The 12,560-nt window shown below is 70.3% G+C and carries 11 protein-coding genes and 1 tRNA gene; 6 read left to right on the top strand and 6 right to left on the bottom strand.

All coding sequences use genetic code 11. The features are described from left to right. The first annotated feature begins 112 nt into the window (after positions 1-112). Entirely contained in the window at positions 113-2,080 is a 1,968-nt protein-coding gene (gene acs / locus H576_RS0101295) for an acetate--CoA ligase (RefSeq protein ID WP_029149408.1), read from the top strand. 87 nt (positions 2,081-2,167) lie between these two features. Here acs and H576_RS0101300 read toward each other — a convergent pair whose 3' ends face one another. Beyond that, complete coding sequence (locus H576_RS0101300; RefSeq protein ID WP_029149409.1) at positions 2,168-2,632, bottom strand: RidA family protein; 465 nt, start codon at positions 2,630-2,632, stop codon at positions 2,168-2,170. Continuing rightward, the gene (gene sp36 / locus H576_RS0101305; RefSeq protein ID WP_029149410.1) at positions 2,629-2,847 is read right to left on the bottom strand and encodes a Sp36 family protein; all 219 of its coding nucleotides are present in this window, start codon (positions 2,845-2,847) and stop codon (positions 2,629-2,631) included. The genes H576_RS0101300 and sp36 overlap by 4 nt, the downstream gene beginning before the upstream one ends. A gap of 95 nt (positions 2,848-2,942) precedes the next feature. Between sp36 and H576_RS0101310 the strand changes: the two genes are divergently transcribed. Together H576_RS0101310 and H576_RS0101315 are read left to right on the top strand one after the other, a co-directional pair. Beyond that, positions 2,943-5,573, top strand: a complete 2,631-nt coding sequence (locus tag H576_RS0101310) for a transglycosylase domain-containing protein (protein WP_029149411.1) — start codon at positions 2,943-2,945, stop codon at positions 5,571-5,573. Next, positions 5,573-6,490: a metallophosphoesterase gene (locus H576_RS0101315; RefSeq protein ID WP_029149412.1), complete on the top strand. Its 918-nt coding sequence runs from the start codon at positions 5,573-5,575 to the stop codon at positions 6,488-6,490. Before H576_RS0101310 ends, H576_RS0101315 begins: the two co-directional genes overlap by 1 nt. Before the next feature lie 67 nt (positions 6,491-6,557). On the opposite strand, the gene H576_RS13905 is transcribed toward H576_RS0101315, so the two are convergent. Beyond that, positions 6,558-7,160 carry a GTP pyrophosphokinase gene (locus H576_RS13905; RefSeq protein WP_051172001.1) on the bottom strand — a complete coding sequence of 201 codons (603 nt, stop codon included), beginning with the start codon at positions 7,158-7,160 and terminating at the stop codon, positions 6,558-6,560. 102 nt (positions 7,161-7,262) lie between these two features. On the opposite strand from H576_RS13905, the gene H576_RS0101325 reads away from it, so the two are divergent. Both H576_RS0101325 and H576_RS0101330 read left to right on the top strand, forming a co-directional pair. Further along, positions 7,263-7,336, top strand: a tRNA-Pro gene (locus H576_RS0101325). A gap of 136 nt (positions 7,337-7,472) precedes the next feature. Continuing rightward, on the top strand, positions 7,473-8,456 hold the full coding sequence (locus tag H576_RS0101330; protein WP_036318600.1) for a dioxygenase family protein: 984 nt from the start codon (positions 7,473-7,475) through the stop codon (positions 8,454-8,456). A 15-nt stretch (positions 8,457-8,471) separates the two neighbouring features. Here H576_RS0101330 and H576_RS13910 read toward each other — a convergent pair whose 3' ends face one another. From H576_RS13910 to H576_RS0101345, 3 genes are read right to left on the bottom strand one after another with little or no spacing between them, the layout of a single operon-like run. After that, the gene (locus H576_RS13910; protein WP_156888080.1) at positions 8,472-9,500 is read right to left on the bottom strand and encodes an amidase domain-containing protein; all 1,029 of its coding nucleotides are present in this window, start codon (positions 9,498-9,500) and stop codon (positions 8,472-8,474) included. A gap of 53 nt (positions 9,501-9,553) precedes the next feature. Continuing rightward, the gene (locus H576_RS0101340) at positions 9,554-10,783 is read right to left on the bottom strand and encodes an alpha-hydroxy acid oxidase (RefSeq protein ID WP_029149414.1); all 1,230 of its coding nucleotides are present in this window, start codon (positions 10,781-10,783) and stop codon (positions 9,554-9,556) included. Between the two features lie 17 nt (positions 10,784-10,800). Then, on the bottom strand, positions 10,801-11,514 hold the full coding sequence (locus H576_RS0101345; protein WP_029149415.1) for a FadR/GntR family transcriptional regulator: 714 nt from the start codon (positions 11,512-11,514) through the stop codon (positions 10,801-10,803). Between the two features lie 124 nt (positions 11,515-11,638). On the opposite strand from H576_RS0101345, the gene H576_RS0101350 reads away from it, so the two are divergent. Continuing rightward, complete coding sequence (locus tag H576_RS0101350) at positions 11,639-12,544, top strand: ABC transporter ATP-binding protein (protein ID WP_029149416.1); 906 nt, start codon at positions 11,639-11,641, stop codon at positions 12,542-12,544. The last annotated feature ends 16 nt before the right edge of the window (positions 12,545-12,560 follow it).

Genomic DNA, 12,560 nt, shown 5'->3' on the forward strand with positions numbered 1-12,560 from the left:
GCGCCTGTGGACGCGCTGACCGCCTGTGTGACACGCCCGACCCCGGATCGTGGGTAGTCTGCTGTCGCGGTCACCGTGGACCGCACGCAACGTCGCACAGGGAGCATTCCTCATGTCACAGTCGATTGACCACCTGCTCACCGAGAACCGCCGCTTCGCGCCCTCGCCCGAGTTCGCAGCGAAGGCCGTCGCCGGCTCCGACCTCTACGACGCGGCGCGCGCCGACCGCCTGGCCTTCTGGGGCGACCAGTCGCGCGAGCTGCTCCACTGGCACACTCCATTCACCGAGGTGCTCGACTGGTCGACGCCTCCGTTCGCGAAGTGGTTCCCGGACGGAGAGCTCAACGTCGCGTACAACTGCCTCGACCGCCACGTCGAGGAGGGGAACGGCGACCGCGTCGCGATCCACTTCGAGGGCGAGCCCGGCGACTCCCGCTCGGTGACCTACGCCGAGCTCACCGACGAGGTCAAGCGGCTCGCCAACGTCCTGACGGATCTCGGCGTCGGACAGGGCGACCGCGTCGCGATCTACCTCCCGATGATCCCCGAGGCGATCGCGTCGCTGCTCGCCGTCGCGCGCCTCGGCGCGATCCACTCCGTCGTCTTCGGCGGCTTCAGCGCCGACAGCCTGCGCTCGAGGATCGACGACGCGGGCGCCAAGGTCGTCATCACCGCCGACGGCGGGTACCGAAAGGGCCGCGCCTCGGCGCTCAAGCCCGCCGTGGATCAGGCGCTCTCCGACCGCGGCGAGGGCGTGCAGGCGACCGTCGAGAGCGTGCTCGTCGTGCGGCGCACGGGCCAGGACGTCGAGTGGCAGGACGGCCGCGACGTCTGGTACCACGACGTCGTTCCGCAGGCCGCCGCCGAGCATGAGGCGCAGCCGTTCCCCGCCGAGAACCCGCTCTTCATCCTCTACACCTCGGGCACGACGGGGAAGCCGAAGGGGATCCTGCACACGTCGGGCGGATACCTCACGCAGGCCGCGTTCACGCACCGCAACGTCTTCGACCTGCACCCCGAGACCGACGTCTACTGGTGCACGGCCGACATCGGATGGATCACGGGCCACAGCTACGTGACCTACGGCCCCCTCGCGAACGGCGCGACGCAGGTCCTCTACGAGGGGACCCCGGAGTTCCCCGAGCCGGGCCGCTGGTGGGACGTCGCCGAGAAGTACGGCGTCACGATCCTCTACACCGCGCCGACCGCCGTGCGCAGCTTCATGAAGCAGGGCCGCGAGATCGTGCAGAAGCGGGACCTGTCGAAGATCCGCCTGCTCGGGTCGGTGGGCGAGCCCATCAACCCCGAGGCGTGGATGTGGTTCCGAGAGGTCGTCGGCGGCGACGTCGCCCCGATCGTCGACACGTGGTGGCAGACCGAGACGGGCGCGATCATGATCTCGGCGCTGCCCGGGGTGACGGAGACGAAACCCGGATCCGCTCAGGTCCCGCTGCCGGGGGTCGCGATCGACGTCGTCGACGAGAAGGGCGAGTCGGTCGGCAACGACGCGGGCGGGCTGCTCGTCGTGACGGAGCCGTGGCCGAGCATGCTGCGCGGTATCTGGGGCGACCCCGAGCGCTTCGTCGACACGTACTGGAAGATGTTCGCCGACAAGGGCTACTACTTCGCGGGCGACGGCGCAAGGCGCGACGAAGACGGCGACATCTGGCTGCTGGGCCGGGTCGACGACGTCATGAACGTGTCGGGGCACCGCCTGTCGACGGCCGAGATCGAGTCGTCGCTCGTGGCGCACGCCGCGACGGCGGAAGCGGCGGTCGTCGGCGCGAGCGACGAGACGACGGGCCAGGCGGTCGTGGCGTTCGTGATCCTCAAGGAGAGCTTCCTCAAGAGCAACACGGCCGACGGCCTCGCGACCGAGCTGCGGCAGTGGGTCGGCCAGCAGATCGGCCCGATCGCCCGCCCGCGCGACGTCTACATCGTCGGCGAGCTGCCCAAGACCCGCTCGGGAAAGATCATGCGGCGCCTGCTGCGCGACGTCGCGGAGGGCCGCGAGGTCGGCGACACGCAGACCCTCGCCGACACCGCCGTCATGAGCGTCATCACGGCCCAGGTCCGCTGAACTGACCGCAACTCTCCTTTTCTCCGTGTTTTCCCCACGCCTGGCGTGGGGAAAACACGGAGAAAAGGAGAGTTCGGGTCGGTGAGGTCAGGCGGCGAAGGTGAACGCGACCTCGACCTCGACGGGGGCGTCGAGCGGGAGGGCCGCGACGCCGACCGCCGAGCGACTGTGCGCGTCGCCGAAGATCTCGCCGAGCACCGTACTCGCGCCGTTGATCACGCCCGGCTGACCCGTGAACGTCGGGTCGGAGGCGACGAAGCCCGTGACCTTGAACACGCCGGTCAGGCGGTCGACCCCGCCGACGGCGTCGGCCGCCGCCGCGATCGCGTTGAGCGCCGCCGTGCGGGCCATGTCCTGCGCGTCGGCCGCCGGCACGAGGCCGTGCCCGTCGCCGACCTTGCCCGTCGCCGGGAGCGCCCCCGAGACGAAGGGCAGCTGGCCCGACGTCCAGACGATGTCGCCGTGCACCTTGGCCGGGATGTACGCCGCGACCGGCGAGGCGACGGTCGGCAGCTCGATGCCCAGGTCGGCGAGCCGCGCCGCGACGCTCACTGCTGCCCCTCGAACTGCTTGGCCGCCTCGGCGGCGTGCGCGAGGCCGGCGTTCTGCTCGCCGCCGCCCGACGGGCGCTTGAGGTAGGCGACGAGTCCGCCCTCCTCGTTCGGCAGCACCTGCACGAGCTCCCAGCCCTGCTTGCCCCAGTTGTTGAGGATGGCTGCGGTGTTGTGGATCATCAGCGGAGTGGTGAGGTACTCCCACGTGGTCACGGTGTCTCCTGTCGAGGCCGGGGCATCTGAGTATCGGGTCGAAGAACAGTGTGCGCGGAAGACGCGTATCAGCCTTCTCCCCTAGCATCGAGCCTATGCCTCATATGAAACGGACGATCGGCGGCGTGCTCGGAGGCCTTCTCGGCCTCGTGGGCCTGAGCGCCGTCGCAGGCATCCTGGTGGCCGCGACCGTCACTCCCGCGATCGCCGTGACGGCGGCAGGGACGTCGAGCGCGATCTCGCTTTTCGACAGCCTCCCGAGCGACCTCGAGGTCGACCGCCCGATGGAATCCAGCACCATCTGGGGCAACAACGGCAACGGCCAGGACGGCTACTACAAGCTCGCGACGTTCTATGACCAGAACCGGGAGCCCGTCGAGTACGACGACGTCACGCAGACGGTGTACGACGCCCTCCTCTCGTCCGAGGATCCCCGCTACTACGAGCACGGCGGCGTCGACCTCATCGGCACGACCCGTGCCCTCCTCAACAACGCGTCGGGCGGATCCCAGCAGGGCGGATCCTCGATCAGCCAGCAGTACGTGAAGAACGTGCAGATCCAGGCGTGCGAGCGCTCGGCGACGGGCGACACCCAGGAGGAGCAGGACGCCGCCCGCATCAAGTGCTACAACGAGGCGACCGACGCGAACGGCGTCGACGGGTACCAGCGCAAGCTCCAGGAGATGCGCTACGCGATCGCCATCGAGCAGCGCTACTCGAAGGAGGAGATCCTCATCGGGTACCTCAACCTCGCGAACTTCGGCGGCACGACCTACGGCATCCAGGCCGCCGCCCAGCACTACTACGGCGTCAACGCATCGGATCTCAACCTCAACCAGGCCGCGACCCTCGCGGGCATGCTGCAGAACCCGAACACGTTCCGCATCGACCTGCCCGACAACGCCGACAACGGCGCCGAGAACGGCTACGCCGAGACGCAGCAGCGCCGCGACTCGGTCCTCCGCCGCATGTACGAGGAGGACATCCTCACCAAGCAGGAGTACGAGGACACGATGGCCCAGCCCATCGAGCCCAACGTGCAGGACCTCAACACCGGCTGCGCCGAGGCCGGCGGCGCCGCGTACTTCTGCCAGTACGTGAAGAACACCGTGCTCTACGACGACCGCTACGCCGACGCGTTCGGCGACACGGCCGAGGAGCGCAGCGACACCCTGACGCGCGGTGGCCTCGACATCTACACGACGCTCGACAACGACCTCCAGTGGTCGGCGCAGAACACGATGGCGAACCACGTCCCGGCCTCGATCGAGGGCATGAGCCTCGGCGCGACGACGGTGCAGATCGACACCCACACGGGCAACATCCTGTCGATGGCGCAGAACACGACCTTCAACGAGGTGCAGGAGTCCGCCGGGCAGACGGGCCTGATCTACGCGACTGATCGCACCATGGGCGGCGGCGCCGGCTTCAGCGCCGGTTCGACGTACAAGCTGTTCACCCTCGTCGACTGGCTGCTGAACGGCCGAAGCGTCAACGAGCAGCTCAACGGACGCGCCAACCAGACGTTCAACATCCCGACGTCGTGCACCGACGATTCGAAGACCTCGCTCCGCACGACGACGAAGGACAACTTCGCCGGCAACGGCGGATACGTCGGCCCCGTCCGCAACTTCACGCGCGACTCACTCAACACGGGCTTCTACGCGATGGCGTCGCAGCTGAACGTCTGCGACATCAACCAGGTCGCCGCCGACTTCGGCGTCGTGCTCGGCGCCGCCGACGAGAACGGCAGCACCGCGGTCACGGACCAGAACTTCGCGAACAACGTGATCGGCGACAAGAACATCGCACCGATCGCCATGGCCTCGGCATACGCGACGATCGCGAACGGCGGTGTCCGCTGCGAGCCGACCGCGATCGTCCGCGTGACGAGCGGTGACGGCGACGAGCTGACGATGCCCGAGACGCAGTGCGAGCGCGTCGTCGACGAGAACATCGCGGCGACCGCCGAGTACGCGCTCGAGACCGTGCTGCAGAGCGGCGGATCCGGATCGCAGGGCAACGCGGGCGACGGCGTCCCGGTGTTCGGCAAGACCGGTACGCACGAGGGCGTCCAGACCTGGCTGATCCAGTCGTCGTCGAACGTCACGACGGCCGCGTGGGCGGGCAACTCGATCGGCGACGGCGACGTGTTCGCGAACTACACGCCGAACGGCGAGCAGGTCGCGACCCTGCGATACGCCCTCGGCCGCGAGAACCAGGCCGCAGCGAACGCCAAGTACGGCGGAGACGCGTTCCCGGATCCCGACCCCAACCTCACGCGGACCGTCGAGAAGGACGTCCCGAACGTCGTCGGCCAGACCCAGTCGGCCGCGCAGTCGACCCTCGAGGCCGCGGGCTTCACGGTCTCGATCGGCGACACCGTGACCGGGACGCAGGACGCCGGCCGCGTCGAGGCGCAGAGCGCCTCGGGCACCGCGCCCGCGAACAGCACGATCACGCTCACGATCTCGGACGGCAACGGCGTGGAGGTCCCCGACATCGGCGGCCAGACGCTCGCGCGCGGGATCTCGGCCCTGTTCGACGCCGGCCTGCGCGGATCCCCCGGATCCTGCACGCAGAACGACGACGCGAAGGGCTCGAGCATCACGGGCACGAGCCCCGCGGCGGGTGAGGCGATCGCCGACGGCGGCACCGTCACCGTCGACTACGAGGCGAAGAACTGCGACGACGTCGACACCGGCGACGGCGGAGACGACGACTGATGCCGAAACGCAACGCCCTGGGCGCCGCCGCACTCGCGGTCGGCGCCCTCGGTGTCGGTGCCGCCGCGTGGGGCATCGGCGTCGAGCGATTCCTGTTCACGGTGCGCCACCACACGGTGCGCGTCCTCGAGCCGGGCGCGGCGCCGATCCGGATCCTCCACATCAGCGACCTGCACCTCGCCCCGTTGCAGAGGCGCAAGCGCGACTGGATCGCGCGGCTCGCGAGCCTGCGCCCCGACCTCGTCATCGACACCGGCGACAACTTCGGATCCCCCGAGGGCCTCGACGCGATCCGCGGTGCCCTCTCCCCCTTCGCGGGCATCCCGGGCGTGCACGTGCACGGGTCGAACGACATCCTCGCCCCCGCCCCGCGCAACCCGTTCGTGTACTTCCGCGGTCCGTCCGGCGTCTCTCCCGAGACGCCGCACCTCGACACCGCGGGGCTCGACGCATTCCTCGAGGGCGAGCTCGGCTGGTTCGGGCTCGACAACGAGGCCGTCGCGTTCGACGTGCGCGGCCAGCGCCTGCGCTTCATCGGCACGAGCGACCCGCACCACGGGTACGACGACTGGGATGCCCTCGACGCCTCGGCGATGCAGCTCCCCGACGGATCCCTCACGATCGGCGTCACGCACGCGCCCTACCGGCGGGTCCTCGACAGCTTCATGGATCGCGGATCCGACATCGTCTTCGCGGGCCACACGCACGGCGGCCAGGTGCGGATCCCCGGCATCGGCGCCCTCGTCGACAACTGCGACCTGCCGCTCGGCCAGTCGCGCGGGCTGAGCACCTGGTCGCACGGCGGCCGGACGATCCCGCTCAACGTGAGCGCCGGCGTCGGCCATTCGATCTACGCCCCGATCCGGTTCGCCTGCCGCCCCGAGGTCAGCCTGCTGACCCTGGCGCCCCGCCGCTGAAGGACATCTTCCTGCCGGGAGGACATCCGATTCGATGTCCTCCCGGCAGGAAGATGTCCGCGCGGGGTCAGTCGTCCTCGAGCTGCCGGCGGATCTCGTCGAGGTTGCGGTCGGCCTGTTCCAGCAGCGCCGCCGTCAGGGCAAAGTCGCGGTTGATGTCGGAGGTCGGCCGCTCGCCCTGCGGCTTGTAGCGCAGGTCGTGCTCGACCTCGGCCCACACGTGCTCGAGCATCGTGCGGATCTGCACCTCAACGGGCAGGCCCGCCTCGAACTCGCGGAACGCGCCCTCGCCGCGCGTGCGCCCGACGAACTGCACGCTGCGGTAGCCGAAGCTCTCCTCCCCCAGCAGGTCGCCCTTGTCGATGTACGACTGCTCCTCGACCTCGAGCAGGCGCCGCGTCATGCGCTCGATCTGGGTGAGGTCGCTGCGGAAGAACGCCATGATGCGCACACCGACCATGTCGAGCACCTCGCGATCGGGGTCGCGACGCACCTTCTGCTCGAACGAGTAGCGCTTCTTCACGCGCGCCTCGACGCGGAAGTAGGAGACGCCCCACTGGCGCAGGTGGAGCGGGATCTCGCGCTCGAGCGCGTCGCGCAGCGACCGGAACTCCGGCAGCCCGCGGTCGTAGGCCCGCAGGGCCTCCTTCACGTGCGCCTCGAGATCCATGCCTCCCAGGGTATGCGGTCATCCGCGCCGGGCCAGGCGCGCCCGACGACACGCCCCGATTCGCCTCGCGGCCGCCCGTCAGATAGACTTGTGTGGTTGCCACGGGGTGTGGCGCAGTTTGGTAGCGCGCTTCGTTCGGGACGAAGAGGTCGCAGGTTCAAATCCTGTCACCCCGACATCGATGGCAGAGGGCCCGGTCACCTGACCGGGCCTTCTGCGTTCCATAGGCAGCGCATAGCTGCGTCATGCGCCGCGCAGAACCGGTGCCATCATGCTCGTATCGAACCATCCTGCTGCGAGGAGATGATAACGATGGCCAAGAAGAGCAACACACCCGATCCGATCGAGACCCCCGAGGGGCCGACATACGAGGGCCGGCTGCTGCACCACCCCGAGGACGACGTCGTCGACCAGGGCGTCCGCTTCGACATCGGCACGATCATGTCGCGGCGCGGCGTGCTGTCGATCGTCGGACTCGGCGCGGGGGCCGCGATCCTCGCGGCGTGCACGCCCGCGTCGTCGTCGTCGGGCGCCACCGCCACGGCGACCCCCACCACGACGCCGAGCGAGACCCCCACGGCGACCGCGACGCCGACCCCGACGGCGACGACCCCCACGTCGATCGACGTCGCGAGCGAGATCCCCGACGAGACCGCGGGCCCCTACCCCGGCGACGGCTCGAACGGACCCGACGTCCTCGAGGACTCGGGCATCGTGCGCAGCGACATCACGTCGTCGATCGACGGCAACGGGACCGCCGACGGCGTCCCCCTGACGTTCACGCTGCAGATCGTCGACATGGCCAACGGCAACGCCCCCTTCGCGGGGGTCGCGGTCTACGCCTGGCAATGCGACCAGAACGGCAACTACTCGATGTACTCGTCGGGCGTCGAGGACTACACCTACCTGCGCGGCGTGCAGGTCGCGGGCGACGACGGCACCGTCACGTTCACGTCGATCTACCCCGCCTGCTATTCGGGCCGGTGGCCGCACATCCACTTCGAGGTCTACCCCTCGGTCGACGACATCACCGACTCGACGAACGCGATCTCGACGAGCCAGATGGCGATGCCCGACGAGACGAACCAGGCGGTGTTCGCCGACTCGCGATACAGCGCCTCGGTCCAGAAGTACGCACAGGTCTCGCTCGCGACCGACAGCGTGTTCAGCGACGACTCCGGCGCCACGCAGCTGCCCTCGATCACGGGCGACGTGACGAACGGCTACACCGCGACGCTCGTCGTCGGCGTCGACACGACGACCGAGCCGACGGGCGGATCCGCCCCCTCGCGGTGATCGCGCGGGGCGGGCCTACTCGGGGATGCTCCAGAACCAGGCGTTCGCGCCCGGGTGGTCGACCGTGATCGTCTGGTCGAGGTCGCGGTAGTCCGAGTCCTCGTTGTGGCCGACCATCTGGATCGTGCGGGTCCCGTCGTCGTTCTCGATGATGTTCGAGATCATCTGGATGTGGTCGGGCGTTCCCGTGTCGTTCCAGTCGAACACGACGAGATCGCCGATCTTCACCTGGTCGCGCTGATCGAGCGACAGCTGGGTCACCCCGAGTTCGGCGGCGTTCGCCGTCATCCACGTCTGGAACGTGGGCACATAGCGCCAGTTCTCGGTCGACGACGTGCCGTCGTTGTACCAGGCGGTGCTCTGCTGCCACCCGCGGGCGGCGAGCGCCTGGCTGACGAAGTTCATGCAGTCGCCGCCCGAGGGGTTGTAGTCGCCCCACGTCGCCGAGTTGTAGTCCTTCCAGTACTTCATCGCGTACTGGAGCTGGCGGTCGACGGCGGTCTGCGCCTCATAGGTGTACGACAGATCGCCGTCGACGGCCGCGTCGCCCTCCGAGACCGTGACGCCGACCTGGCCCGCGACGTAGTGATAGGACGCCGGGACGACGACGTCGACCGAGGTGTCGGTCGTCGCGGCGATCTTCGCGTCCTGGTCGCCGAACGCGACGGAGGTCACGCCCGCGAGGCCGGATCCCGTGATCTGCACCGTCTCGCCCGCGGCGAGCGAGCCGGTCGAGGCGCTCAGCGCGTCGACCACGGCGGGCTCCTCCTCGACCTGGGCGGCCTCGCCGTCGGGGTCGGAGGCGTCGCCGCCCGTCTCGCCCGCGCGGCCCGCGGCGTCGCCGCTCAGCGTCGTCTGCGCGCTCGGGGTGTCGGAGGCGGAGGGCGCGTCGCCGCCGCCCGTGAGGCCCGCGACGAGGGCCCACACGCCGACGACGATGACGAGGCCGCCGCCCCCGAGGATCACGGCTCCGCGCCGCTGAGCTCGGCGCTTCGCCTCACGGGCGGCGCTGCGGCGTGCGGTGCGGGACTCGAGATCGGACATCACGCCCGAGGGTACGGCATAACGATTTGGTAATACTCCAGCTCCGCCGAGTGTCAGCGCACCGGGACGAGGCGCGTGAGCTGCGTCACGTGACGCGGCTCGAGCTCCTCGATCGACGAGACGCCCAGAAGCGCCATGGTGCGGCGCACCTCGCTCGAGAGGATCTGGATCGTGCGGTCGACGCCCGCGCGCCCGCCCGCCATGAGCCCGTAGAGGTAGGCGCGGCCGATGAGGGTGAACTTCGCGCCGAGCGCGATCGAGGCCACGATGTCCTGCCCGTTCATGATGCCGGTGTCGATCATGACGGTCGCGTCGGCGCCGACCTCCTTCACGACCTGCGGCAGCAGGCGGAACGGGATGGGCGCGCGGTCGAGCTGGCGACCGCCGTGGTTCGAGAGGACGAGGCCGTCGACGCCCATGCCGATGAGCTTCACGGCGTCGGGCACGTTCTGCACGCCCTTGATCACGATCTTTCCGGGCCACATCTCGCGGATCGTCGCGAGATCCTCGTAGCTGATCGTCGGATCCATCGCCTGGCCGATGAGGTCGCCGACCGTGCCTCCCGTCGACGTCAGCGACGCGAACTCGAGCTTCGGCGTCGTGAGGAAGTCGATCCACCACCAGGGGCGCGGGATCGCGTTGGCGATCGTGCCGAGGGTCAGCTGCGGCGGGATCGAGAAGCCGTTGCGCGAGTCGCGCATGCGGTTGCCGGCGATCGGGGTGTCGACAGTGAAGTGCAGCGTGTCGAAGCCGGCCTCGGCCGCGCGCTTCACGAGGCCGTACGAGACCTCGCGGTCGCGCAGGACGTACAGCTGGAACCAGTTGCGCCCGTTCGGGTTGGCCTTCTTCACGTCCTCGATCGACGTCGTGCCGAGCGTCGAGAGCGTGAAGGGGATCCCCGCCGCGCCCGCCGCGCCGGCGCCCGCCGTCTCGCCCTCGGTCTGCATGAGGCGGGTGAAGCCCGTCGGCGCGATGCCGAACGGCAGCGCCGAGGTGCCGCCGAGGATCTCGGTCGTCGTGTCGACGTGCTCGGCCGGGCGCAGGATGTCGGGGTGGAACTCGATGTCCTCGAACGCCTCGCGGGCGCGGGCGATCGACAGCTCCTGGTCCGCGGCGCCGTCGGTGTAGTCGAACGCCGCCGCGGGGGTGCGGCGCTTCGCGATCGCCCGCAGGTCGGAGATCGTGAGCGCCTTCTTCAGCCGGGCGTCTCGGCCGAACTGCGGCGGCTTGACCTTCATGAACTCGAGCACCTCTGCGGGCTTCGGGAACTGTCGCTGGACCATGGTCGTCCTCTCTGTCGTCAGGCCCGCTCGGGGGCCTTCGTGCGTTCGTAGTAGCCGGTGATGTGCTGCCCGATCCGGTCGCGCGCCGCCTCGGCGTCGCCACCCCGGACGGCGCCGAGCACGCCGCGGTGCTCGCGCTGGAGCAGGTCGCGCTCCGCCGCCCAGTCGGCGACGTCGGTCGCGCCGTGCTGGACGTACGCTTCGATGGCCGCACGCAGGCCCGTCATGATCGTCGCGATCACGCGGTTGCCCGTCGCCTCGGCGAGCGCGCTGTGGAAGCGCGCGTCGAGCGCGAGGAACTCCTCGCGCGGGAGGCCCTCGGCGTCCATCGCGTCGAGGATCCGCTCGGCCTCGGCGAGGCCGAGCTCGGCGTCCGCGGCGAGCGCGCCGACGATCGCATCCTCGAGGATGAGGCGGGTGTCGACGATGTCGTCGAAGCGGAAGGCCTGGGCCGCGGCCTGCAGGCCGAGGACGTTCGCGACGCCCGAGCCCGCCGACGTCATGATCATGGCACCCGAGCTGGGGCCCGATCCCGTCGCGGTGCGGAGCACGCCCATACCCTCGAGCACGCGCAGGGCCTCGCGGACGCTCGATCGGCCGACGCCGAGCCGCGACGCGAGCTCTCGCTCGCCGGCGAGGCGGTCGCCGGGGCCGAGGGATCCGCCGCGCAGCTGCGACTCGACGTGCTCGAGCACGACGCGCCACGCCTTGGGCGCCGGAGCTTCGGCCATGTCGTCCTCACCGCGTCGTGGATCCATGTGGTCTGACCACAGTAGCATCGCGCCCGCGCCGCTTTGTGTCGGGATGTTGCGGCGGGTTCGCGCCGGGCTCTTGCCTCACGGGATCCTGGGCGGTATGCCCGAGAACGCCACAGCCGCGTGCTCCGGCGCCGTGCGGATCGCGGGCGTCGAGCGCACGTTCGCGACGAAGAACGGCCCCCGCACCGTCCTCGACGGGATCGACCTCGACGTCGTGGCGGGCGAGATCGTCGCGATCGTCGGCCCCTCGGGGTGCGGCAAGTCGACGCTCCTGCGGCTCGTCGGAGGCCTCGACCGGCCCACGGCCGGCACCATCGCGCTCGACGGCGACGCGACGCACGCGCAGGACGACCGTACGGCCGTCGCCTTCCAAGAGCCGCGCCTCCTCCCCTGGCGCACGATCGCACAGAACGTCGCCATCGGCCTGCCGCGCGGCACGGGGAAGAAGGAGGGTCGCGAGCGCGTCGCCGAGCTGCTGCACCTCGTCGGCCTCGACCACGCCGCCGATCAGCGACCCCGCGAGGTGTCCGGCGGCATGGCGCAGCGCGCGTCCCTCGCGCGCGCCCTGGCGCGCAGCCCGCGCGTGCTGCTGCTCGACGAGCCGTTCGGCGCGCTCGACGCGCTCACGCGCCTGCGCATGCACGACCTCCTCCTCGAGATCCACGCGGCCCAGCCCACGACGATCCTCCTCGTGACGCACGACGTCGAGGAGGCGCTCTACCTCGCCGACCGCGTGCTGCTCCTCCGCAGCCTCCACGCGCCCGCGGAGCCCGAGCGGCCCCGCGCGCGGATCGTGGCCCTCGGATCGACGTCGGGCATCGGCGCCGCGGGGACCTCGGGCGCGCACGGATCCGAGCAGCCCGCCGCGACGGAGCCCGCGCGCCGCGCCTCTATCGCCCGCACCGTCCCCGTCCCGGGCGCACGCCCGCGCGACCGCGGTGCCCGCCCCTTCACCGACCTGCGCGCGAGCCTCCTCGACGGCCTCGGCGTGCACCAGCACTGACACCCCACCCAGGAGA

This window comes from Microbacterium indicum DSM 19969, from assembly GCF_000422385.1.
Lineage (GTDB): Bacteria > Actinomycetota > Actinomycetes > Actinomycetales > Microbacteriaceae > Microbacterium > Microbacterium indicum.

What these genes read in the sequence shown, in the direction of transcription:
- acs (WP_029149408.1), top strand. Translation starts at nt 113, where the DNA reads ATGTCACAGTCGATTGACCACCTGCTCACCGAGAACCGCCGCTTCGCG.
- H576_RS0101310 (WP_029149411.1), top strand. Translation starts at nt 2,943, where the DNA reads ATGCCTCATATGAAACGGACGATCGGCGGCGTGCTCGGAGGCCTTCTC.
- H576_RS0101315 (WP_029149412.1), top strand. Translation starts at nt 5,573, where the DNA reads ATGCCGAAACGCAACGCCCTGGGCGCCGCCGCACTCGCGGTCGGCGCC.
- H576_RS13905 (WP_051172001.1), bottom strand. Translation starts at nt 7,160, where the DNA reads ATGGATCTCGAGGCGCACGTGAAGGAGGCCCTGCGGGCCTACGACCGC.
- H576_RS0101330 (WP_036318600.1), top strand. Translation starts at nt 7,473, where the DNA reads ATGGCCAAGAAGAGCAACACACCCGATCCGATCGAGACCCCCGAGGGG.
- H576_RS13910 (WP_156888080.1), bottom strand. Translation starts at nt 9,500, where the DNA reads ATGTCCGATCTCGAGTCCCGCACCGCACGCCGCAGCGCCGCCCGTGAG.
- H576_RS0101340 (WP_029149414.1), bottom strand. Translation starts at nt 10,783, where the DNA reads ATGGTCCAGCGACAGTTCCCGAAGCCCGCAGAGGTGCTCGAGTTCATG.
- H576_RS0101345 (WP_029149415.1), bottom strand. Translation starts at nt 11,514, where the DNA reads ATGGCCGAAGCTCCGGCGCCCAAGGCGTGGCGCGTCGTGCTCGAGCAC.
- H576_RS0101350 (WP_029149416.1), top strand. Translation starts at nt 11,639, where the DNA reads ATGCCCGAGAACGCCACAGCCGCGTGCTCCGGCGCCGTGCGGATCGCG.